This window comes from uncultured Muribaculum sp., assembly GCF_910583865.1.
In the GTDB taxonomy this organism is placed as follows: Bacteria; Bacteroidota; Bacteroidia; order Bacteroidales; family Muribaculaceae; genus Muribaculum.
The window spans coordinates 18674-42717 of the sequence record NZ_CAJTYX010000027.1; the positions used below are offsets into that span (position 1 = coordinate 18674).

Genomic DNA, 24044 nt, shown 5'->3' on the forward strand with positions numbered 1-24044 from the left:
GTTACTTTTGACTTCATAATTTGTTTGATTGGTTGAATAAATAGTTTTGGTATGGTGGTATTAATTTTACAAGGAGTCCGGAGGAAGGAGATGGCTATATGGCCCGGATCGGAAAGAGGTGGATGCAGAAAGAATTGCAAGGAGCTGGTGGGCTTTGTACGTCGGGGGGACGGCTCAAGCTTCGTGGAATGGTTTGGTTGTTTAAAATCTTATGTCTGATTAAAGTCTGTTTGTTAAATTATTGAGTAAGTCTGATCATTTTGGTATTAGGTGAAAAATAGTCCTGCAAATATACTAAATTGCAGGTAGATTTTACCCCCCCCATTGTTAAATTGTGTTAATCGTAGGTCTGGGGGTATATATACAAAAGTAACAAGCGAGGAATTCAGGTTATTGAGGAATAAAGTGACAAGGAGGGAGAGGCCGGATGTTGACGCATCGACGCAGCAATGGTCATGTGGTAAGCGATGGCTGAGTGCGGGGCTGAGTAAGTCAAATCTGGTTGGGTTTTAATTTGGTGGATTAAAATAGGAATTATGGCAAAGGGGTTGGATTGAATTCGATGCAAAGGTATGATAATAGGATGGTAAAATATAATCATATTTGTTAAAATATATCAAAAATACCTTGTTATGTGGATAATTAATGTTCGATTGCTTATATTTTGTTAATATTTGTTTGATTGTGTTGTAATCTGTTGTGGAAGCTTGGATTGCAGGCATGTGAATATATGGTTTAAAGTGAATTTTTTCGTGTTTTTATTTTGAATTTGGGTTTTGGCGATATAATGTTTGCGTGATAGCGGGGGATTAAGTAATTTTGCAGGCCGTGGGCTGATGCCGTGCTAATGAAGCATTGCATGATGCACGCCCTTTCAAGAACGACAAAAGATAAGAACAACGAAATGAAAACTGTACGTACAGCCAAAGAGCTGCGTGAAGCTGTCGACGGCCTCAGGGCCGGGGGGCGGAGCGTAGGCTTTGTGCCTACAATGGGTGCGCTCCATGCAGGCCATGTGTCATTGATAGAGAAGGCCCGTGCCGACAATGACGTAGTGGTGGTGAGCGTGTTTGTCAACCCGACCCAGTTTAATAATCCCGACGACCTGCGCACTTATCCCCGCACCGAGGAGGCCGATGCCGCCAAGCTTCGCGAGGCAGGTGTCGACATAGCGTTCTTCCCGACTGTAGAGGAGATTTATCCTGAGCCTGATACCAGGGTGTTTGACCTTGGTCCGGTGGCCGAGGTGATGGAGGGCGCCATGCGTCCGGGGCATTTCAACGGTGTGGCTCAGGTGGTGAGCCGTCTGTTCCGCATGGTCGGACCCGACCGTGCCTATTTCGGCGAGAAGGATTTCCAGCAGATCGCGGTGATACGCCGTATGGTGGAGCTTGAGGGCTTCGACATTGATATCGTGGCATGCCCCATCAGGCGCGAGGCCGACGGTCTGGCTCTGAGCTCGCGCAACGTGCGCCTGTCGGCGGAGCAGCGTGCGGCCGCTCCTGCCATCCACCGTATCCTCGCCGGAAGCGTCGAGGGCGCGCGCACCAAGAGCGTGGCGCAGGTGAAGCGCGAGGTGATTGATGCCATCAACGCCGTGGACGGGATGGAAGTGGAATACTACGAGATTGTCGACGGTGCCGACATGCGGCCGATAGCCGGTTGGGACGACGCTGCGGGTGAGGCCGTGGGATGCGTCACGGTCTACATGGGCGACGTGCGTCTGATCGACAACATAAAATATACTATATAAATATATACGGTAAGGCAATGATGCAGGTAGAGATGGTGAAGTCGAAGATTCACCGTGTGACTGTCACAGAAAGCAATATCGATTATATAGGCAGCATCACCATCGACCGCGATCTGATGGATGCCGCCAACATATTGCCGGGCGAGCGCGTGTATATCGTCGACAACAACAACGGCGAGCGTTTTGACACTTACGCTATAGAGGGTGAGCGCGGTTCGGGCATGATATGCCTCAATGGCGCTGCGGCCCGTAAGGTGCTGCCGGGCGACGTTGTGATAATAATGAGCTATGCCATGATGCCCTACGAGGAGGCGTTGACGTTCAAGCCGGCGGTGATATTCCCCGACACTGCGACCAACCGCCTGGTGTAGGACTCTTTAACATGATAACACTTACACGACCATATGTTTGAAAATCTAAGCGAACGGCTTGAACGTAGTTTCAAGCTTCTTAAAGGCCAAGGTAAGATTACCGAAATCAACGTAGCCGAGACATTGAAGGATGTGCGCCGAGCGCTACTCGATGCCGACGTGAATTATAAGGTAGCCAAGCAGTTTACCGATACTGTGAAGGCTAAGGCGCTCGGGCAGAATGTGCTCAACGCCATACAGCCGGGTCAGCTGATGGTGAAGATCGTTCATGACGAGCTTGCCGCGCTGATGGGCGGCGACACGGCGCAGATAAATCTTTCGGGAAATCCTACGGTGATACTCATGTCGGGTCTGCAAGGCTCGGGTAAGACTACCATGAGCGGCAAGCTCGCTAAGAAGCTTAAGAGCGAGAAGTCGCGTCGTCCGCTGCTTGTTGCGGGTGACGTCTACCGTCCGGCGGCCATCGAGCAGCTGAAGGTGCTCGGGGCGCAGATCGATGTGCCTGTCTATACCGAGGAAGGCAACCGCAATCCTGTGGAGATCGCCGAGAACGCTATACGCTATGCCAAGACCAACCATTACGACCTCGTGATCGTCGACACCGCCGGACGTCTGGCCGTGGACGAGCAGATGATGCAGGAGATATCCGCCATCAAGAAAGCGGTGAAGCCGCAGGAGACACTGTTCGTGGTCGATTCGATGACGGGCCAGGATGCCGTGAACACGGCGCGCGAGTTCAACGAGCGCCTGGACTTCGACGGCGTGGTGCTGACGAAGCTCGACGGCGACACCCGTGGCGGTGCTGCGCTGTCGATACGCACAGTGGTCGACAAGCCTATCAAGTTTGTCGGCACGGGGGAGAAGCTCGATGCCCTCGACTATTTCCACCCGGCGCGTATGGCCGACCGTATACTCGGCATGGGCGACATCGTGTCGCTCGTGGAGAAGGCCCAGCAGCAGTTTGACGAGAAGCAGGCCCGCGAACTACAGCGCAAGATTGCCAAGAACCAGTTTAATTTCAACGACTTCCTGGCTCAGATAGAGCAGATCAAGAAGATGGGCAATCTGAAGGACCTTGCCTCGATGATTCCCGGTGTCGGCAAGGCGATAAAGGATGTCGACATCGACGACAACGCTTTCAAGGGGATAGAGTCGATCATCAAGTCGATGACAGCCGCCGAGCGTGCCAACCCCGACATAATCAACGCGAGCCGCCGCCAGCGTATCGCCAAGGGGTCGGGCAACTCGCTCCAGGACGTGAACCGCCTGCTGAAGCAGTTTGAGGAGACGCGCAAGCTTATGCGTCAGGCCAACGCCATAAAGTCCAACCCGATGAAGATGATGAACGCCATGCGCGCCATGAAAGGTATGCGCGGTCCGCGTTGATCGGCTGACATATAATCGATATAGTGGGAATTATGTACCGTAGACTGTATCTGCTGGTTCTTGCTATAGGTATCGCGGCATTGTGCATGGCCAGAGAGGCCACGTTCAATGTCGCTACTTATAACCTGCGCCAGATAAACGAGGAGGACAGTGTGGCCGGTAACGGATGGGAGCAGCGATGTCCTTATGTGGCCGGCATGGTTAAAATACATGATTTCGACATATTCGGCACGCAGGAGGGGTTCAAGAGCCAGCTCGATGACCTTTCGGGACTGCTGCCGGAGTATGGCTACATAGGCGTGGGGCGCGATGACGGCAAAGAGGCCGGCGAGCACTCTGCGATATTCTACCGCAAGGACATGTTTGACGTGGTGGAGCATGGCGACTTCTGGCTGTCGGAGACTCCCGACCGTCCGGGTCTGGGATGGGACGCGGCATGCTTCCGCATATGCTCGTGGGGACATTTCCGCCATAGGGAGTCAGGACGTGAATTCCTGTTATTCAACCTGCACATGGATCATGTGGGTGTTAAGGCGCGCATAGAGAGCGCACGGCTGGTGAAGCGGAAGATCGTGGAATTCGGGCCTGAACTGCCGGTGTTTCTGACGGGTGACTTCAACGTGGACCAGACGAGCGATTCCTACCGCTCAATCGTGGGTGACGGTGTGTTTGCCGACTCTTTTGTCACTGCTGAATTTGTCTATGACCCAAACGGTACTATCAACCACTACAATGTGAACGGATTTACCAGGCAGCGGATCGACCATGTGTTTACGTCGCCGGGAGTGCGTGTGCTGAAATACGGGGTGTTTACCGACACCTATCGCACCGGTTCGCCTGAAGCCGGACTTATCGACACGGAGGGAACTGCTCCTACCGAGGTCGATATATATGACTACAAGGCCCGCATACCTTCGGATCATTTTCCGGTGCGTGTCACTGTCGTCCTCCCTTGATTCATAGATGATTGTTATAGGGATACGCACATTGCTGTAGAAAAGCCGCACGGAGCACACAAAGGACACAGAGTTAATATATGGGAATCACCTTCCCTTTCTCTGTGTCCTTTGTGTGCTCCGTGGGGTTGTATAGCTGGGGGAGTTCCACCCCTTATTTTGTCAGCGCGGGAGGACGTTGATGCGTAGAGCCTCGTAGGCACGTTCGGCCTTGGCGCGTGCGGCGTCGACTGTCTCGTCTGTGGCGAGGATCACACCCATGCGGCGGTGTCCTTTCACTTCGGGTTTGCCGAATATGCGTATCTGCACACCAGGCTCGGCGAGCACTTTCTCAAGATTGTCGAACTCAACTTTGTCAGTGTCACCCTCGACTACTATGGCGCGTGACGCCGATGGCCCGTAGAAGCGGATATCGGGCACGGGGAGGCCGAGGAGGGCGCGTGCGTGCAGGCCGAATTCGCTTAGATCCTGCGAGATCATGGTGACCATGCCGGTGTCGTGGGGACGCGGCGAGACTTCGGAGAAGATTACTTTGTCTCCCTTGACGAAAAGCTCCACGCCGAATATGCCGTAGCCTCCGAGAGCGTCGGTCACTTTCTTGGCAATCTCCTGGGCGGAGGCGAGCGCATCCGCGCTCATGGGTTGGGGCTGCCATGAGTAGCGGTAGTCACCGTCGATCTGGATATGGCCCACGGGCTGGCAGTAGACTGTGCCGCTGCAACTGCGCACTGTGAGCAGGGTGATTTCGTAGTCGAAGTCGATGAAGCCCTCGACTATGACGCGTCCGGCACCGGCACGTCCGCCCTCCTGGCTAATGTGCCATGCGCGGTCGATGTCATCGGCGCTTTTTATGGTGCTCTGGCCATGGCCGGAAGAACTCATTATGGGCTTTACCACGCATGGTATGCCGATCTCTTCGACCGCTTTCTCAAACTCTTCGCGTGTTGATGCGAAACGGTAGGGCGACGTGGTGATGCCAAGCTCCTCGGCGGCGAGACGGCGTATGCCCTCGCGGTTCATGGTAAGCCATGCCGCGCGTGCGGTGGGGGTCACATGGTAGCCCTCTTTTTCCAGTTCGAGCAGGGTGGGGGTGGCTATCGCCTCGACCTCGGGTATGATGTGGTCGGGGCGTTCAAGCTCGATGATGCGGCGCAGCTCGGCGCCGTCGAGCATGTTGAACACGTGGCAGCGGTGTGCCACCTGCATGGCCGGTGCGTTGGCGTAGCGGTCGCATGCCACCACTTCGACGCCATAGCGCATAAGCTCGATGGCCACCTCTTTTCCTAACTCTCCACTGCCCAGCAGGAGCGCCTTGCGCCCTACGGGTGTCATCACTGATCCTATCTTCGACATGTCTGTGTTATATACTATGATTTTTTAATTTTCAGAATCGTATTACCAGCTCGACCACTATCTTGCTCTTGTCGTCGGTGTCGACGATGGTTTCCGATGGGTAGAAATAGTTTTCGTAGTCGATGCGCAGGTCGGCACGCAGCTTGGGGTGCACGTAGCTGAAGGTGGTGCCTATGGTGGCGCGCTGGTGGCGCGGCTGCGTGATATAGAGGAATCCGTCGGCGTTTCGCGTACCCTGACTGTTGTCGGTAACGCCGTCGTAGCGTGCCTGGAATGAAACGTAGTTGAAGGTGTTGGTGCGTATCGGCATGCTGTAGTCGGCCATAACGTTCCATGCGTGTGTCGGCTTGAAACGGTCGCGTGTGTAATGTTTGTAGAGGTATTCTCCTTCGATCATCCAACGTCCGGCGCCCCAATGCAGGGCTGCATCTATCTGGTTGATGCGCACGGAGTCGGGCACGACAGATTCAAATCCACCTTCGACAAACATGTTGCCTAATGTATAGCGTGCTTTGCAGGAGGCATCCATTGTTCGTTCCCACGTTTTCTGCTTGGTGATGGAGTGGGTGTTGAACACTCCGGCCTCGGCAGTAAGTCCTGTGCCCGGGATGGCGACGGCTATCTTGCCGCCGACACCGCGCTGTTGTCCCACGAGCTTGCTGACGGTGGATCGGTTGGCGAAGTAATACTGATGCGGCGCACGGGTGGCATCCACGCTGAATGGTATGCGCATCTGTCCGAGTGACACCTTTATGCCGTCGGATATGGCCACGCGACCCCATGCATCGAGGAACTTGTACTCTCCCCGGTCGTCGAAATCGGTCTGCATGTAGTAGTCGATAAACGGCGCTGCGTTGCCGCTCAGGGCCACGCGGGCGGTGCGTACCTGGAATCGTGACATGATATCTTCGGTTACCATCTCGTAGCGTGTGCGGATGGTGCCGTGTACTTTAGGTATATAATCGAATTGTTTATCGGCATTGTACGTGTCGACGCCATGCGCGTTTGTGGCGCATATGGCGGTTACCGACATGATAGACAGTATTTTTGCAACTGCTCCGTTCATTATGGATGAGTGACTGGTTTATCTTGTCTGCAAAGGTACGGCAATTCCATCGTATGTCAAAGCGGCACGGTTAAAAATGCCTCCAGTCTCTTCGAGTGCTTTATTGATTCGTGTCCCTGCGATTGCAACACATTTATGTCATCGGCTGTTATTCATTTATCATTGAAGCTTAATGTATATAATATGGCAAATTCCGCATCGCTTTTCACAGAATATCTTAAAGTACTCGGCATACCGCACACGGATGCCTACAGCAGCCGACGTTATCGCGCTTATCCGCGCCGTATGGCCATGACGGCAATGTACGATCTGCTACGCGAATATCGTGCCAATCCGGAAATCAAGGATGGAGAGCCTTCCGCAGGAGCATTGGCCGCGTTGTCGGTGCCGTTCGTGGCGTCATGTTCCGATGTCGGTTGCCGGATTGTCACCGGGGTCACGTCCGAGAGGGTGGAGTTCATCGGTCCGAACCGGCGAAAGGGGAGTATTCTATTGTCGGATTTTGTCGCCGGATGGGACGGGAGAGCGCTTACAGCCGCTCCGGATGCCCACAGTGGAGAGACGGGATTCAAGTCTCACCGGTTCAAGGAGATGTCGCGACGGGTGGAGACGTGGGTGTTAGTGGCTTGCCTGGCGTTTCTTGTCGTATCGTTCGCTGTGGTCAATGATGTGTTCAGCACGTGGTCGGTACCGGTGGCGCTTGTGCTGAATGCTGTCGGCATATATGTCTGCTACCTGCTGATACTTAAGGATGCGCATGTCGAGAGCCGTGCTGCCGACAGTGTGTGCGGCGTGATCCAAAGCCATGGATGTTCGACTGTACTGAGCCACGACGCTTCGGTGTTCATAGGGCTTTTCCCGTGGTGTCAGATAGGCATGACATATTTCTCGGTAAGCTTCATGGCGATATTGCTGTATCCCGCCTGCGTGCCGTATCTGGCAGTGGCGAGCGTATGCTGTCTCCCTTATACGATATGGAGTGTGTGCTACCAGAAGTTCAAGATTAAGGCCTGGTGCACATTGTGCCTGTGCGTGCAGACGTTGTTCTGGCTTGAGTTTCTTGTATATCTCGTCGGTGGCCGGTTTCACGGTGTTTTTCCATTGCGTTTCGATCTGGTGATATTGCTGGCATGCTATCTTGTGACGCTACTTGTGATCAATCGTATTGTTCCGCGCCTTTTCGGGGCGGAGATGTCGGATGCTGACGCGGCTTCAGCCGTGGAATCCAATAAGGCGGGAAACACGGCTTCGGATAACAAATCAGCGCGAAAGGCAGCCGACACGTCTGGCATACATGTCACTCTTTCGTGACGGACATGAGCGAGATGGTTATTTGTGGGCATGTTCGAGCACGTAAGCGCGCACTTTCTGGAATAGGTCGTTGGCAAAAACGAAGTCGGTGAGCGCCTCGTTGGCGGTAGTGTAGATCAGCTCCTTGTTGCCGACCCATTCGCGATAGCCCTTGTTAATGAAGATGATGTTTTCGCCTATGCCGAGCACCGAGTTCATGTCGTGGGTGTTTATTACTGTGGTCATGCCATACTCGTGGGTGATGTCGTAGAGCAGTTCGTCGATAAGTATCGAGGTCTTTGGGTCAAGGCCGGAGTTAGGCTCGTCGCAGAACAGATATTTTGGGTTGAGGGCGATGGCTCTGGCGATGGCCACTCGTTTCTGCATACCTCCGGATATTTCGCTCGGGAACTTTTCGTCAGCACCTTTCAATCCTACTCGTTCGAGGCAGAATTGTGCGCGTTTCCGACGTTCGGCAGGCGTCATGCGGGTGTACATCATGAGCGGGAACTCCACGTTGCCAAGCACCGTCTCGGAGTCGAAAAGCGCGGATCCCTGGAATAGCATCCCTATCTCGGTGCGAAGATGGCGCAGACGTTCTCGATCCATGGTCATGAGGTCGCGACCGTCGTAGAGTATCTCTCCTTTCTCAGGACGCACCAAACCCACAAGCGACTTCATGAGCACTGTCTTGCCGGAGCCGCTCTGCCCTATGATGAGGTTGATTTTCCCTGTTTCGAATGTGGCGCTCACGCCTTTCAGCACCTTCACGCCGTCGAACGATTTCTCGATATCCTTTACCTCTATCATTGCATCAGGAGTTTTGTGAGTATTACGTCAAAAAGTAATATAAGTATGGAACTCGACACTACGGCGTTGGTCGACGCTTTCCCGACCTCGAGCGCTCCTCCCTTCACATAGTAGCCGCAGAACGACGCCACCGAGGTGATGATCACGGAGAATACGATGGCTTTTATTATAGTGTACCATACGTACCATTCGATAAACATCGTCTGTATGCCGTAGATGTAGCGTGAAATCGAAATAAGGTCGGTGAAGGCTGCTATGATCCATCCTCCCAGAAGGCCGGTAGCTATCGAAAAGACTACCAGCACCGGTATGAACACCATGAATGCAAGAATCTTGGGCAAGACAAGGAAACTCGCTGAATTTATACCCATGATCTCGAGTGCGTCAATCTGCTCGGTGACTCGCATCGTTCCGATCTCCGATGCGATGTTTGAGCCGACCTTTCCCGACAGGATAAGGCATAGCACGGCAGAGCTGAATTCGAGCAGCAGGATGTCGCGTGTGGCAAGCCCTGTGGAGTAGGCCGGCATTATGGGGCTTGTCATGTTGAGCTGCATCTGTATGCAGATTACCGCTCCGATGAAGATGCTTATTATTATGGTAAGAGGTATGGAGTCAAGTCCGAGCTTGCCGATTTCCTGCACGAACTTGCGTCCGAATACCCTCCATTTCTGGGGAACGGCGAACACCCTCCCCATGAATATGCAATATTGCCCGAAGCGGGCCAATGACGATTCGATTATCATATGATTTTAAACATGCTCTAAATATCAACGGTCAAAGTTACGCAATTTCTTTGGCTCATCGCTTTTTTTTTGTTTACTTTGTGTCGCATAAACTGGGCGGAATGCCCTCTGTAGATATATCACAATGTTGGTAATAGGCATAGCAGGTGGCACCGGTTCGGGAAAGACCACCGTGGTTAACAAGATAATAAACTCTCTGCCGCAGGGAGAGGTAGCGGTGCTTCCACAGGATTCGTACTATCGCGACTCGAGTCACATACCTCCCGAGCTGCGGTGTGACATCAATTTCGACGAGCCTGCCGCCATCGAGTGGGAACTGCTTGAGCGGCATCTGCGTGAACTTAAGTCGGGGCATGCCATACAGATGCCGACTTACAGTTATCTGACCTGCACGCGCCAACCGGAAACGGTGACGATAGAGCCTCGCGATGTGGTCATCATAGAGGGTATTCTGATTCTTACCCAACCGGAACTGTGCAAGCTCATGGACGTTAAGGTGTTTGTCGACGCTGATGCCGACGACCGTCTCATCCGTGTGATTTCACGCGACTGTATCGAGCGCGGACGCACCCCGCAGATGGTGATTGACCGTTATGAGGCCATACTCAAGCCGATGCACCAACTCTACATAGAGCCTTCGAAGCGCAATGCCGACCTGCTCGTTCCGCAGGGTGCGGCCAACAGGGTAGCCGTACAGCTCCTTACTGATTATATTGAGAGTCGCCTACATCAAAGCAATAAGAAATGACCGACAGACTAACCGCACGTCCGACAGAGGATGTCGAAGCCACTATAGTGAATACGGAAACCGCTGAAAACGCTGCAATCGATCTTGCCGGTGGTGTCGCTCCCGACACGGCAGAGGTGGCCGACCCGGATCAGGGACCTCTGTACGAGGGAAAGATGGTGCTCCGCACGGAAAATCTCGTTAAGAAATACCGCCAGCGCACGGTGGTCAACCATGTGTCGATCAACGTGACCCAGGGTGAAATCGTGGGCCTCCTCGGCCCTAACGGCGCCGGAAAGACCACCACGTTCTATATGACGGTAGGGCTTATCACTCCAAATGAAGGGCAGATATTCCTCAACGACTTGAATATCACAACATATCCGGTTTACAAACGCGCACAGAACGGCATCGGGTATCTTGCGCAGGAGCCGTCGGTATTCCGCAAGCTTTCGGTTGAGAACAACATACGTGCCGTGCTTGAGATGACCGACACCTCGCGTGAATACCAGCGCGACAAGCTCGAAAGCCTTATCTCCGAGTTCCGCCTGCAAAAGGTGCGAAAAAATCTCGGCGATCAGCTTTCCGGCGGTGAGCGCCGCCGCACCGAGATCGCGCGCTGCCTTGCCATCAATCCTAAGTTCATCATGCTTGACGAACCGTTCGCAGGTGTCGACCCTATTGCCGTGGAGGATATCCAGGAAGTTGTCTACAAGCTTAAGGAGAAAAATATAGGCATACTCATCACCGACCACAACGCTCAGGAGACCCTCCGCATCACCGACCGCGCCTATCTCCTTTTCGAGGGCAAGATACTCTTCCAGGGCACTTCCGAGGAACTTGCCGGCAATCCCACCGTGCGCGAGAAATACCTCGGCCGCAACTTCGTATTCAACCGCAAGCGCTTTGACTGATGCCATCCACACCGGCCGGTATAGAAGATAGATTCAAGGAACTTTTCCTCTCGCAATACAAGAGGCTGCGTTTTCATGCCTATTGCCTATTGGGTAGCTATCCCTTGGCCGAGGATGTGGTGGAGGATGTATTCGTGGCGGTGTGGGACAATCGTGAGAACATGGATTTTGATAGCGGAGTGACAACATACCTTTTTCGTTCCGTTACAAATCGTTCCTTGAAGGTACTCCGACATCGCAAGATATCCGATGAACTGTTCGAGGCCATATCCGATATCAACGAGATGCGTCTTGAGTTTCTTGCGTCAGACGATGATTCCTCTTTTGAAATCGAACGGTCGGAACTGTCGAGAATCATAAATGATGCCATAGCCAGCCTGTCGGACAAATGTGGCAGGGTGTTCCAACTGAAATATATCTATGGCATGAAGCATGCCGACATAGCCGCCGTTATGAATATATCCGTGCGGACGGTCGATGCACATATCAACCGTGCTTTGCGTCTGTTGCGCGACAAGCTCAGGCATATCTACTTGTTTTTAATTTTCTGTAACTTAATTTAGGTGCTTTTGCCGGCGTAAGGGTTTATTTATGTGAAAAGACAATGGATGAGAATTTAGAAAACCTCATGATCAAGTTCATTAATAATGAATGTGACGAGAACGAGATAATCGACCTCGACCGACGCTTACGGGAGTCGCCCGAAGATGCCCGCCGTTTTTTCGAGCTTGAACGCGCCCATGGCATCGCTTCCGGTATGTCGTTGGCAGGGAGAAGCGACATTGGCGCCTCGTGGCTTCGTCTAAAAGACAGGATAGAGCGTGAATCGTCTGATAAACAATCTGCTGCCGAGTCCATGCATGTCGATACCTCCGAATTCTCATGGAAGATGCGCCGTTTTATCCCATATGCTGCCGCTGTTGCAGTATTGGTCACAATGGCGGTTGGGATAGTGGCATATTTAAACCGTCGGTCCGAGATACCATCCATAACTGTAGCTGCCGTGGATACTCCCCGCGAGGTGACTCTCCCCGACGGATCCAAGGTATGGCTGAATTCACACTCTACTCTTTCATATCCGGAAGAATTCACTGCCGGGAGCGGCTATCGAAAAGTGAATCTTGACGGGGAGGGATATTTCGAGGTGACACATGATGCCGCTGTCCCTTTCGTTGTCTCTTCTCCCGAAATGGACATCAGAGTGCTTGGCACGAGGTTCTGCGCTCGTATGGGGGCTTCTCTCGTCAATTGGGTTAGTCTCATAGACGGTAGTGTGAGAGTCAGCTCCCCGGTAAGTGAGGCCACGGTGTTGCTCTGTCCGGGACAGAAAGCTGTGTTGGATGCTAAGAGTGGGAAATTTGATATCACGGATGTCAACACATCGCTCGATGCGGTATGGCACGACAATGTGATACCATTTAATAATGCTAATATCCTGGAGATTGTGGAATCGTTGGAATATCTCTATGGAGTAAAAGTGGTTGTATCCGACAAGGTGGATACAGTATCCACTTACTCAGGAGAGACAAAACGATTCGATAGTATTGAAGAGGCTCTGGAGTTTATCGCAGAATCTGTTCCGGTGGATTTCCGTGTCGAAGGTGATATTGTCTATCTTGATCCGAGCTGATTGGTGGACGTATTCCACACATAATCCAAATTTCATACTTTAGAAGTAACCTGTCATAGAGCGTTGTTATCGGACACCCTCTCATGATTTTACGGATGGTATTGCATTTATGCGAACCATCCGCATTTTTTATTTCTAAGCTTATAAAACCGTTTTGTGAAATTTTTTTTATCGACGGCTTAGGTGATGTCTTCCGTATAGGGGTAAATTTACTGACAACGCCACTTTGACACTATTTTGCCAAAGATGGATATATTATTCTTGACCTTAAAAATTTAGTTCTATTCACATATTTATCTGCTATGTATGATCCAGTCAGCTCAACGGGCTTGCGCCTGATCACATTGGGGTTATTCTGTGGCGCCGCTTTTGTGGCTCAGGCACAGATTTCCATGACAACGACTTCTAAGACTACCGTTCGCGAGGTGGTCGATCGAATCAAAAGTCAGTCAAAATACAAGTTTTTTTACAACGACAATCTCGCTAAAGAACAGGTCAGGGCGATATCATTGAACGATGCACCCATAGATCGGGTTTTGGAAGCGATATTCACCGGAAGCAATGTGAAATATGTGGTCAGAGACAATTTCATATATCTTTCTCCAAAGAAGCAGGATGCCGCTAAAGAAACTGAAATACGCAAAATCACAGGGCAGGTGATTGACGAACAGGGTGAACCTCTTATAGGTGCCACCGTGAGAATAAAGGGTACCAATGATGTGGCCGTGACCGATATGGACGGAAACTATTCAATCACTACCTCCGTGGCTGCACCAGTGATTTCTATTGCGTATGTGGGATATACGCCTATTGAGGCTTCATCCGGAAATAATGATGAGCTTGATGTAGTCATGAAGCCTGCGAGCGAACTCCTTGAAGAGGTGGTGGTGACGGCATTTGGAATAAAGCGCGAGAAGAAGATGCTCGGTTATTCCGTGCAGGAAGTAAAAGGCGATGCCCTAAATCCTACCGGTGATTCGTCGGTGATTGGTGCTCTCGACGGTAAAGTGGCCGGCATGCAGATGAACACCGCGTCTACAGGTCTGGGAGGATCCACCAAGATTACTATTCGTGGTAATTCTTCGCTTACCGACAACAACCAACCGCTATGGATTGTCGATGGAGTCCCTTTTACCGACAACCAGACGTCTGAGGCCTCGGCGTTTGGTGGGTATGACCGCGGAGGCACTTCGTTCGACATCAATCCCGAGGACATCGAGAGCATATCCGTGCTCAAAGGCCCTAACGCTGCGGCCCTCTACGGTGCGCGTGCCGGCAACGGCGTGATCCTTGTCACCACAAAAAGAGGTAGCAAGGGGAAAGGCATAGGTGTATCCTACAGTTCGTCTTTTACTTGGAGCCGAGTCGCCGAAAGCATCGGTTTTCAGGAAATCTACGGGCAGGGCAGCCGAGGCAAACTTTTGTGGATACCTGATGAGGAGGGAAATAATGTCTCCATCACCGGCGAACTTGCTTTCGGCCCTGCCTACGATGGCAGGATGCTACCCTCATGGAATGGCACCCTCACTCCGTATTCTTATTCAGGCAACAAACTTGACGAGTATTTCCGTAAGGGTTTCTCGCAGTTTCACACCGTTGCGCTCAGCAGTGCCAATGAAAGTTCCAACTACCGTCTTTCGGTAGGGTACAACGACAACAGGGGCATGTTCAAAGACGAATCGTTGTCCAAACTCAACATCGATTTCTCCGCAGGGCATACTTTCAGTAAATGGCTTCGCTCCGAGGGCAAGATCTCCGTGTCCAACACCAAGGCCGAGAATCGGCCATACAACGGCATAATGGGGGAGGTGGGGCAGCTCCTCCTCATTCCCGGTAACGTGCGCCTCGCCGATCTTAGCCGGTTCACAACCGAGCAGCGTCTCCACAACAACTGGTTTGGGCCGGATCAGCATTATTCCAACCCTTATTATATACGCAATCGCTATAAGAACAGTGATGAGCGTTGGCGTGCTTTCGGATTCTATGGAATAAATCTCACATTCTCGGATTGGCTTCATCTCGACGCGAAGTATGCATTCGACTACTATCGCACCCGAATCGAGGAGACCAACCTCGGGCTGGGCGACCAGGCCATATCCACCGATGAGACGGGTTGGTCGGCCAAGCTCACCGACGACGAAATGAAGCGTGCCGAACTAAATCATTTCGAGCAGAACATCTCCTTGGCTTTCATAGGTGACCACCGTTTCAACGAGAAGTGGCGTCTCGGCTTCACGCTCGGAGGTAAGAAGTATGAATCCTTTTCTGCTTCTGTCCAGGACATGTTACGGAAAGATACCTGGATATTCAACACCGGAGCAAACCTCGTGAGCGGCACTAACACAGGACACCGACGTGCCATGTACTCCGTATATGCCTCGGCGCAGTTGGCATTCCGCGAATTCCTTTCGCTCGACCTTACCGCGCGTAACGACTGGTCCACCACTCTTCCCACGCGCCATTGCTCGTTCTTTTACCCTTCGGCCTCGCTCGGGTTTGTTGTCACTGACTTCATGCGCCAGATAAATGCGTCGCTACCCTCATGGATTACTTTTGCTAAGGTCAGGGCATCTGCCGCACGTGTAGGCAAGGATCCCGATCCCTACAATCTCTACAACACGAAGCAGTACGAATTTCAGGCAGGACATCGTGTACCTGTCGTACAGACCATCAAGATGAACTCAGATCTGAAGCCTGAAATCAAGACCTCCTATGAGGTGGGACTCGATGCCAAGTTCTTCGACAACCGTCTCGGTATCGACTTCACATACTACTATAGTTCTACCAAGAACCAGTCGATGCTGGTCGATACTTCATCTCCCTGGAGTCATATGTGGGTCAATGCAGGATGCATCACTAACCGTGGCGTTGAGTTGATGCTCTACGGCACCCCCGTACAGACACGCGACTTCACATTTGATCTTACTGTCAACATCGCCCGCAATGAATCGCGTGTGAAATCCCTCGCCGACGGTGTGGATCATATATACTTCGCCGGTGACGGCAATATGCCGGTAAAGGTGGGCGCTGTCGTAGGCGGCAAGCTCGGTGACATTTATGCCAACAAGCTCATGAAGCGCGATACGCATGGACGCGTGGTGGTAGATGCCGACGGACTCCCACAGGCCGCGAACGGCAACGGGAATCTTGAAAAGTGGAAGCTCGACCACCCCATCGGCAACATTCAGCCAGATTTGCTCATGTCTGTCACTCCCTCGTTCCGTCTAGGCAACCTCAGTCTGTCGGCAATGTTCGACATGAAGTTCGGCGGCGACATTGTCTGCGTTTCCGAGGGTATGGCCACTGCCGTAGGCACGTCGCAGCGCACCGCCTACCGTGGTGAATTCAAGGAGGTCAACGGCATAAAGGATTACTACATGGTGGTTTCCGGTGTGAAAGAGGACGGCTCGGCCAACGACATCCCCGTTTCCGCGCAGTCCTACTACTCGACTGTCGGGCTGTATCTCAATGAGAAAGGCTATGCCGAAGAGTTTGTCTATGATGCCTCTTACATAAAGCTGAAGGAGCTTAGCATAGGTTACTCGCTACCGAAGAAATGGCTTGACAAGACACCTTTTACCAATTTGCGTGCGTCGCTGGTAGCACGCAACCTCTGCTTCCTTATGAAGCATACGCCCGGCAACCCCGAGGGTGGCTACGACACCTCGATGTTCTCGCAGGCGCTCGATTTTCTTGCCGTACCCTACGCCCGCACCTATGGCTTTACTTTCAATATTGAGTTCTGATCCCACGCAATACAAGCTTGACCATTAATGACACCAACGATGAAATACAAAAATATATTCCTCCAATGCATTGCAGTGATGGCCGTTGTTCCCATAGCTGGATGCTATGATTTCGACGAATTCTCACGCGACACGTATGCCATCGAGGACGACCGCACCGAGAACGGAGTGACCGACGTGGAGGACAAGACAAAGTACGCCGACATCAACATCGACTATATGGTATCCAAGGAGGATTCCGCCAGATGTCTGTCCGATCTTTCCGGTGTGGCGTCCATATTTCGCGAATTCCTTTACCAGGGCTACTATTCGCAGCATCAGCGTAGCACCAACCTTACCCATGACATCTATGCCGGCTATGTGGCCAACAATCAGCCCAAACATTCCAAGCAGTCCCCTGACTACCTATATACCGACGGTTGGTCGGCCTACCGTTGGAGCGACTTCTACGAGGGGCGCTCGGTTGAGTACCGCACCATGCTCCGTGCCTATAAGTTCAATCCGTCGCCCGAAAGATATAAGAACATGTTCTATATCACGCGCATCTATTATGCTTTCTGCATGCTGGCCCATACCGACACCTATGGCGACATGCCTTTCCGCGAGTATGCGCGCACACGTATCCCCCAGACCAATAACGTGGCCTACGACACACAGGAGCAGATCTACGACGCTATGTTCCGCATGCTCGAGCAGGCGGTCGATGAGATTGATCCTGAGGATGCATCCCAGTTCAAGATCGACCGTGATGATATATGCTACTTCGGCGATGTCTACAAGTGGCTCCGCTTCGCCAACACCTTGCGTCTGCGTATGGCCCTGCGCATATCCAATGTCGATCCGGCACGCGCGAAAGAAGAGGCGGAGCATGCGCTTGACAATAAGTACGGTCTGATGACCTCTAACGATGACAACATGCAGACCGTGCCGAAGTATGCACCCGTGGATATGGGCGGCCTTAACGACGGCGGCAATGAGAATGTACACGCCATGACATCGGTGCTTTTTGGCGGAGAGAGCGTGATGTCGTGGGATATGGAGCAGTTTTACCGCAATCTCTCCACCGGTGGTGCCGTCTATCAGATTAAGAGCGGACGCAACGGCTCCACGGACAAGGTGATAGACCCGCGCTGCATCAAATGCTGGTATCGCGCCAAGATGACGAGCAATCTCCTCGCTGATGCCAAGGAATCGCTCCGCGAGGACTATGTCGGATGCCACCGTGGCACCCAGGAGCCTGACATATCCATGTCGATACTGAACTATTCAGTGACAAAGACCAAGCCCAAGCCGGAGCGCGGTCTCGACTCCGAGTTCTGGTTCAACTGTTCGCGCCCCACCGTCTGGCTTGGATATTCCGAGTCTCTTTTCCTCAAGGCCGAGGCTGCCCTGCGAGGTTGGAGGGGTGCCGACCTCACTATGGATGCCGAAGGATATTTCCGTGCAGGCGTGCAGGCGTCGATGGACTACTATATGATCGATCCCGCTGACGCGGCTGCCTATATCGACGGCTTGGTCGCCCTCTCCGACGGATCTTTTGGCGGTGACAAGGAGCGGGCGCTCGAAGCCATCATCACGCAGAAGTGGATGGCGGTGTTCCCCAACGGCAACGAGGGATGGGCGGAGTTCCGGCGTACCGATTATCCTCGCCTCGAACTGCAGCTTTCCAACATGAGCGGAGGCGACGTGCCGCAAGGCAAGCACATCAAGAGAATTCTCTATCCCCAATCCGAGAACTCCAATCTCTTCTTCTCTGAAAACGGCGAACTGCAAGCCGCCAATTCTCAAGGGCGCCGATTATGGTGGGACGTGGCCGACACCAACAATGACTCAGGAAAGCGGGCAGAGCCTCGCAACTTTAGGTAACATCTTTTTACTCAATACATTCCACTAATTTATAACTCATGAAAATCAAACGACTACTACTTGCCGCGTTTGTCGGAGCGATTGGCCTTTCTCAGGCCCACGCCCAACAGCCATATAACGGCTGCTACTTTCCGTGCGACATTCTCAATTGGTCGCCGGAGACCGACTTCAACGCCAAGTTCAACCGCTCCACAGTGCCATATGCGCAGCGTTTTGTTGAGCCTCAACTCATGAAGGCCAACGAGAACCAGTACTACGAGGGTCAACTCTGCAACGCAACCAATTTCTTCAACATGTGCAGCGTGCCCCCGTCACAGGGCGACAACAGTTTTACCGGCTATCAGCCCACATACTGGCAATATATGGATCTTGCCATTTTCTGGGCCGGTGCTTCCAACGAGGGATTCATATGTCCTCCTCCTGCTTATTCTATCGATGCGGCACACATGAACGGAGTGAAGATTCTCGGTCAGATTTTCCTTGCTCCGGCTGCGTTCGGAGGAAAGGACGAATGGGATCGCGAGCTTGTGCGCCAGGAGAACGGCGTGCCGGTCTATGCAAAAAAACTCTACGAAATAGCAAAGTACTTCGGTTTCGACGGTTGGTTCATAAACGAGGAGACAAAAGGTGTAGGCTCCGGAAGTTGGGCAACCGTGATTCAGGAATATATGAAGCTTGCCGAGGCCGATGGCCTGGGATATCATGAGTTCCAATGGTATAATGCCGGCTTGTTTCCTGAATATGTCGTAGTAGACTGTCATCCCAATGTGTCGCAATTTCTTGAATACAGTTTCGCCACGGCTGAGTCATACGCAAACTATACAAAGCATTGGGGCAACAAGCAGTTCAAAAAAGTCTATTACGGAACCGGAATGTCGGCCAAGGGCACTACCGGAGCTTCCGACGACGTGGATGCCAATTATCCTCGCACGGGGCATATCGGCTCGATGGATCTTTTCTGTCCTGAAGAGAAGCTTTGGAAGGATCCGGTGAGAAATCTGCTCGGCACGGCCGACGAGTGCGGTGAGAAAGCCTATGCGGCACAGGCCTCCGTATTCAAGAATGAGGAGACTATGTGGGTCAATCGAAAGGCCGATCCGAGCTACGTGGCTCCGTCGGGATGGCGCGGTTTTTCCGGCGCCCTGCTCGAGCGCTCTGCAATACAGTCGCTGCCTTTCGAGTCGTCGTTCAGCGTAGGCCTCGGCAAGCATCGTTTCGTCAACGGGGAGAAACGCGGCACACAGGACTGGAACCATTCCGGCATGCAGAGCATCCTGCCCACCTGGCGATGGTGGATCGAGGATCGTGCGTCCAACTTCAAGGTGGTGCCCGATTGGGACGAGGCCTGGAATTGCGGTACGAGCTTCCTCTTCACCGGCAAGCTCACCAAGGGCGACCATCTCATGCGCATGTACAAGACCATGATTCCCGTGGGAGAAGATGGCGGAACTTTCAAGCTCGTTTACAAGACAAGCCGCGCCAACTCGGTGCAGGTGAAGCTATTCACCGATAGTGATGTCAATGCCACTCCTGTGACACTGACCCGCTCGAGCACGAAAAAAGAGAACGGTTGGACCGTAGATGAATACAGTCTCGCTCCTGTGGCCGGAAAGACAGTCTATATAATTGCCCTAAACCTCAAGGCCACAGCTGCCGTATCCTCCTATTCGCTCCGTCTCGGATATCTCGGCATTTTCCCGGCAGGTTATCAGCCGCAGGAAGTGACCGTTGCCAATTTCCGTCAGACCAACTCCCTCGGCTATAAGAAGGGTGACATCCGTCTCATGTGGGACTTCACGCCGAATGCCGATTTCGACCATTTCGACATCTACACCATCACTTCCGAGTCTACCTCTCTGGTTGGTCAGACGCGCGGCGAGGCATTCTTCATCCCCACATTCGCTCGTACCGGCACTGATGCTTCGGTGGCCGTAAAGCTCGTGCCCGTGATGAAAGGTGGCGTGGAAGGAACTCCCTCCGAGATCAACTGTCCATGGGCTTCTCCCGCCGAAAAGGTGGTGATGAAGCCATCCAGAAGCTATGCCAAGGTGGGTGAGGAGATAGTCATAAAGGCCCGTTCGCTCGACGGATACTCCGACTTCAAATGGCAGCTTCCTGAAAATCTTGAGATGGTCAGCGGCGACGGTACTTCCGAAATCAAGGTGCGCTGCAAGAGTGCCGGTGCTCTCGATGTGAAAGTGACTGACGGGGTCAACGCCGTAAGCAAGCCCATCGTAACCGTCATGGAGCAGTCGGCTTTCGATGCTGTGGCCAATGTGGCCGTCAACGGCTCTATATGCGCCTACCGTGGCTCTACCGACGTGATGACACCCGCGTGGATTATCGACGGCAAGACTGTGCCCGACAACAACTCGGAACGGTGGTATCGCATAGGCACCAACATGTCGGCAACCGTAGACCTCGGCAACATGTATAAGATATATGGTTTCCGTATCCACGATGCTCAGTCTAATACAAAGGCCCGGACGGGCGACAACTTCGGTGACTATACTATCGAGATTTCGGCCGACGGCAAGGAGTGGAATACTCCGGTAGATGAGGAAGGCCGCTGGTCCGACAATATCAAGGAAGATTACATCGCTCCGAGCATGGCGCGCTATGTGCGCATCAGTCCGAATGCAGATGACGACGTGCGTCAGTATCTTACCATGGTCATATGGGAGTTCGAAGTATTGGGTACCGCTACGAGCAATCTTGCCATAGAGGCTCCCGCTTCCCTCACTGTGGCCCCCGATGCCACGGCAACGATCGAGGTTTCCTACGACCTCAATGGTGAGCAACGTGCCGCCGACTTCGGCTGCCGGGCTACTTCCGACAAGCTCGCTGTCGGAGAAATTACCGAGGATGCCGCCGCAGGCAAATTCATTGTCAGCTTCAAGGCTCCAGAATCTATCGGCGAAGCCACACTAAATATTCGTGTCACCAATGGAGGCGACTACCGCGACGCCAACGTGGCAGTGACCATCGATACCGATGACTCCGAGAATGTGCTCAATGGTCTGCCCGCTGTTATTCGCCAATATGAGGCCGACTATAAGCCTGCCGTAAGCTTCAAGGAGACCACCGTGTCGACTCTTACCGATGGTGACCGTGTCACCGACGGACTTCTCTCGCTCGAAAACTTCGCATCATTCAGGGATGATACCTGGGCAGTGTTTGAGGCCTCGGGCAGCTGGAATCTCGCCAAGGTAAAGATATACATACCCAACGGCAACGAAGGAGTGGATGATAACGACGAACCGGGACTCGTCAATCAGGATGTTTCCATCCGGGTGAGCGACGACGGCATGTACTGGAACGAGGTGAAGCGCTTCGAATCGATCGGCAAGGTGTCCGAATTGCAGTATATCTTCCCTGATCCGGTCAAGGCCAAGTATCTTGCCGTAGTATGCAATCTAAAGGCTCTCTTCTATCCGTCGCTTGCCGAGGTCGAGGCGTTTACCGCCAAGAGCACATCGTCACTGGAAACGGTGTTCACCGACACGGCGCGCACCCTCGATGTAAGCCCCAATCCCGTATCGACTGGCGATAACGTGCGCTTCGAGGTGGCGGGCGACGCCGATATCACCCTCGTGTCGCTTGGTGGCGTGGTGATGGACACGGCCCGTGCCGCCGACGGTCCGGTGACCTATGGAATTGATGTTCCAGCAGGATTCTACATCTTGTGTGTCAAAGATGCCACCGGTATCCGTACCGAAAAGCTCATTGTGAGGTAACTAAACTAATCAACGTTCACCGGGAGACGTTCTTTCCGCTCACTCTCCCGGTGAGCAAACACTAACCAATCTAATATTTATTCAAAATGAAGAAATTTTTATTCTCCATTATGGTAGCGGCCACCGGTGTATGTTTTGCACAAGCCGCCAGTTACGAGATTTATCTCGACAAGATGTATTTTACAAGAAATAATTTTCAACAGGAGGTTGACATCAACGGAGTGATGTGGAAGATCACCGACTATGTCAATATCGATTCGAAGTATCAGGATCCCGGTTATGCTTCGTCTTACTATGGTTTCGGTTATGCCGGAGGCCGCGGGCAGCAGTTCGGCAAGGTCGAATCGGAGAAATTCAACTTTCTTGAACTCAATATCGAGTCGGCCGTGTTCGAAGGGGAAATCACCGACATCAATCTTGAGGCATCGCTGAGCAAATATTGGCAGGCCGGAAAGCTTTCTGTCTATGTGATCGGTGGAGATGGGAATGCCGTGCAGTATGGCGAGACTGTGAATCTCACGGATGCCAATGCTGCTTACAATTTCGCTGTTCCCGATGATGGCGGAGTGGTGAACGGACGTGTGAAAATCCGTTACCACGACATGACCAATACCTATTCCCCCGGTCCGTTTTACCTCGGTTATATCAATGTCGAGACCGAAGAAACTTCGGAAGAACCCGAAGTGGAGACCGTGATGTATGAAAAATATCTTGATGCTCTTGTGTGGAAGCCGTCAAACTTTAAAGAGCCTCAACCCATTACGGCAGATAACGGTGAGACTGTAAATTGGCAGATTACCGACTGGATGACCGCTAATCCCACGTGGATGGAGGACAAATACCATTCTAATTATACTTTTTCGTATGCTGGAGGAAAGGGGCAGCAATTCGGCACCGCATCCGACAATGCCGCATTTACGAATCTTGTCATTGTCTCCGGTGCGTTCGAGGGCAAGATCACTGATATCAACCTGGAGGCTTCACTAGATGCTCGTAGAAATAATCCTACCGGTAAGCTTTCAGTCTACGTTATTGATGCGGAGGGTAATGAGATCTTATATGGCGAGACGGTAGACCTTACGGGAACAAACGAGGCATATAATTTCTACGTCCCCGAATCCGGAGCCGTGGAGGGGAAGGTCAAGATTGCCTACCATGACCTTACCGGCAACCGAGGATTTTTCCTCGGCTACATCGGCGTGGAGTATGAGAAGTCCAAAGGAACATCCTCGATTGAGAATGTAGTGTTATCGGGAGAAAAGATCATCGAAGGCATATACGATCTTCGTGGTACTCGCCTTGATACTCCGTTAAAAGGAATCTGCATCATACGTTACACTGACGGTTCTGCCGTTAAGGTGATTGTGCCTTGATTATTTAGCGTGCATAATTGATAAGGTTTGCGGGGTGACATAGTCCAGGTTTCATAGATTGTAGATTATTCACACTGCAGAGATTCTTCAAACTGCTGATCCTTTTTATTTTCTGAAAAATGCGATGAGATGTAGGGCTCTTTCTACCTCTCGTCGCATTTGCATTATATTATATTTAATAATTAATGTCGGTATCGAGGGGAGTATATTTCTCAAAAGTCTGGAATGAAATTAGCGAGTTATTTGCCATCAATGGACCGGGAAAATCACGGCTCTTTCATTTAAGACAAATAAAGGCATATACCCTCCCTTACCTGATT

At 52.2% G+C, this 24044-nt stretch carries 17 protein-coding genes; 13 read left to right on the forward strand and 4 right to left on the reverse strand.

Going from position 1 to position 24044, the window contains the following annotated elements:
* Positions 1-904: 904 nt before the first annotated feature.
* The 4 genes from panC to QZ303_RS07280 all read left to right on the forward strand — a co-directional run bounded on the left by panC (position 905) and on the right by QZ303_RS07280 (position 4466).
* The gene (panC, locus tag QZ303_RS07265) at positions 905-1753 is read left to right on the forward strand and encodes a pantoate--beta-alanine ligase (RefSeq protein WP_295731198.1); all 849 of its coding nucleotides are present in this window, start codon (positions 905-907) and stop codon (positions 1751-1753) included.
* Positions 1754-1773: 20 nt separating this feature from the next.
* A complete protein-coding gene (gene panD, locus QZ303_RS07270; RefSeq protein WP_295731213.1) occupies positions 1774-2124 on the forward strand; it encodes an aspartate 1-decarboxylase in 351 nt (116 codons plus the stop codon).
* 33 nt (positions 2125-2157) lie between these two features.
* On the forward strand, positions 2158-3510 hold the full coding sequence (ffh, locus tag QZ303_RS07275) for a signal recognition particle protein (RefSeq protein ID WP_295731200.1): 1353 nt from the start codon (positions 2158-2160) through the stop codon (positions 3508-3510).
* 86 nt (positions 3511-3596) lie between these two features.
* Positions 3597-4466 (forward strand): endonuclease/exonuclease/phosphatase family protein, encoded by an 870-nt coding sequence (locus QZ303_RS07280; protein WP_295731214.1) that lies wholly within the window; start codon positions 3597-3599, stop codon positions 4464-4466.
* Between the two features lie 162 nt (positions 4467-4628).
* Here the strand turns inward: QZ303_RS07280 and purT are convergent, their stop codons facing one another.
* Positions 4629-5819, reverse strand: a complete 1191-nt coding sequence (gene purT, locus QZ303_RS07285; RefSeq protein ID WP_295731201.1) for a formate-dependent phosphoribosylglycinamide formyltransferase — start codon at positions 5817-5819, stop codon at positions 4629-4631.
* A 31-nt stretch (positions 5820-5850) separates the two neighbouring features.
* Positions 5851-6852, reverse strand: a complete 1002-nt coding sequence (locus QZ303_RS07290; protein WP_295731202.1) for a porin — start codon at positions 6850-6852, stop codon at positions 5851-5853.
* A gap of 216 nt (positions 6853-7068) precedes the next feature.
* Between QZ303_RS07290 and QZ303_RS07295 the strand changes: the two genes are divergently transcribed.
* Positions 7069-8196 carry a vitamin K epoxide reductase family protein gene (locus QZ303_RS07295; protein ID WP_295731203.1) on the forward strand — a complete coding sequence of 376 codons (1128 nt, stop codon included), beginning with the start codon at positions 7069-7071 and terminating at the stop codon, positions 8194-8196.
* Between the two features lie 18 nt (positions 8197-8214).
* Here QZ303_RS07295 and QZ303_RS07300 read toward each other — a convergent pair whose 3' ends face one another.
* Positions 8215-8985 (reverse strand): ABC transporter ATP-binding protein, encoded by a 771-nt coding sequence (locus QZ303_RS07300; protein ID WP_295731204.1) that lies wholly within the window; start codon positions 8983-8985, stop codon positions 8215-8217.
* A complete protein-coding gene (locus tag QZ303_RS07305; protein ID WP_295731205.1) occupies positions 8982-9731 on the reverse strand; it encodes an ABC transporter permease in 750 nt (249 codons plus the stop codon). Before QZ303_RS07305 ends, QZ303_RS07300 begins: the two co-directional genes overlap by 4 nt.
* 124 nt (positions 9732-9855) lie before the next feature.
* Between QZ303_RS07305 and udk the strand changes: the two genes are divergently transcribed.
* The 8 genes from udk to QZ303_RS07345 all read left to right on the forward strand — a co-directional run bounded on the left by udk (position 9856) and on the right by QZ303_RS07345 (position 23724).
* On the forward strand, positions 9856-10479 hold the full coding sequence (udk, locus tag QZ303_RS07310) for a uridine kinase (protein WP_295731206.1): 624 nt from the start codon (positions 9856-9858) through the stop codon (positions 10477-10479).
* Positions 10480-10634: 155 nt separating this feature from the next.
* Positions 10635-11372, forward strand: a complete 738-nt coding sequence (gene lptB / locus QZ303_RS07315; protein WP_295731215.1) for an LPS export ABC transporter ATP-binding protein — start codon at positions 10635-10637, stop codon at positions 11370-11372.
* The gene (locus QZ303_RS07320; RefSeq protein ID WP_295731207.1) at positions 11372-11935 is read left to right on the forward strand and encodes an RNA polymerase sigma-70 factor; all 564 of its coding nucleotides are present in this window, start codon (positions 11372-11374) and stop codon (positions 11933-11935) included. The genes lptB and QZ303_RS07320 overlap by 1 nt, the downstream gene beginning before the upstream one ends.
* A gap of 65 nt (positions 11936-12000) precedes the next feature.
* Complete coding sequence (locus tag QZ303_RS07325; RefSeq protein ID WP_295731208.1) at positions 12001-13002, forward strand: FecR family protein; 1002 nt, start codon at positions 12001-12003, stop codon at positions 13000-13002.
* 302 nt (positions 13003-13304) lie between these two features.
* Positions 13305-16748 (forward strand): SusC/RagA family TonB-linked outer membrane protein, encoded by a 3444-nt coding sequence (locus QZ303_RS07330; RefSeq protein ID WP_295731209.1) that lies wholly within the window; start codon positions 13305-13307, stop codon positions 16746-16748.
* 39 nt (positions 16749-16787) lie between these two features.
* Positions 16788-18614, forward strand: coding sequence for a SusD/RagB family nutrient-binding outer membrane lipoprotein (locus QZ303_RS07335; protein ID WP_295731210.1), 1827 nt, complete (start codon positions 16788-16790; stop codon positions 18612-18614).
* 38 nt (positions 18615-18652) lie between these two features.
* The gene (locus QZ303_RS07340) at positions 18653-22351 is read left to right on the forward strand and encodes a discoidin domain-containing protein (RefSeq protein WP_295731211.1); all 3699 of its coding nucleotides are present in this window, start codon (positions 18653-18655) and stop codon (positions 22349-22351) included.
* Positions 22352-22437: 86 nt separating this feature from the next.
* Positions 22438-23724 carry a hypothetical protein gene (locus QZ303_RS07345; RefSeq protein WP_295731212.1) on the forward strand — a complete coding sequence of 429 codons (1287 nt, stop codon included), beginning with the start codon at positions 22438-22440 and terminating at the stop codon, positions 23722-23724.
* Positions 23725-24044 lie beyond the last annotated feature (320 nt).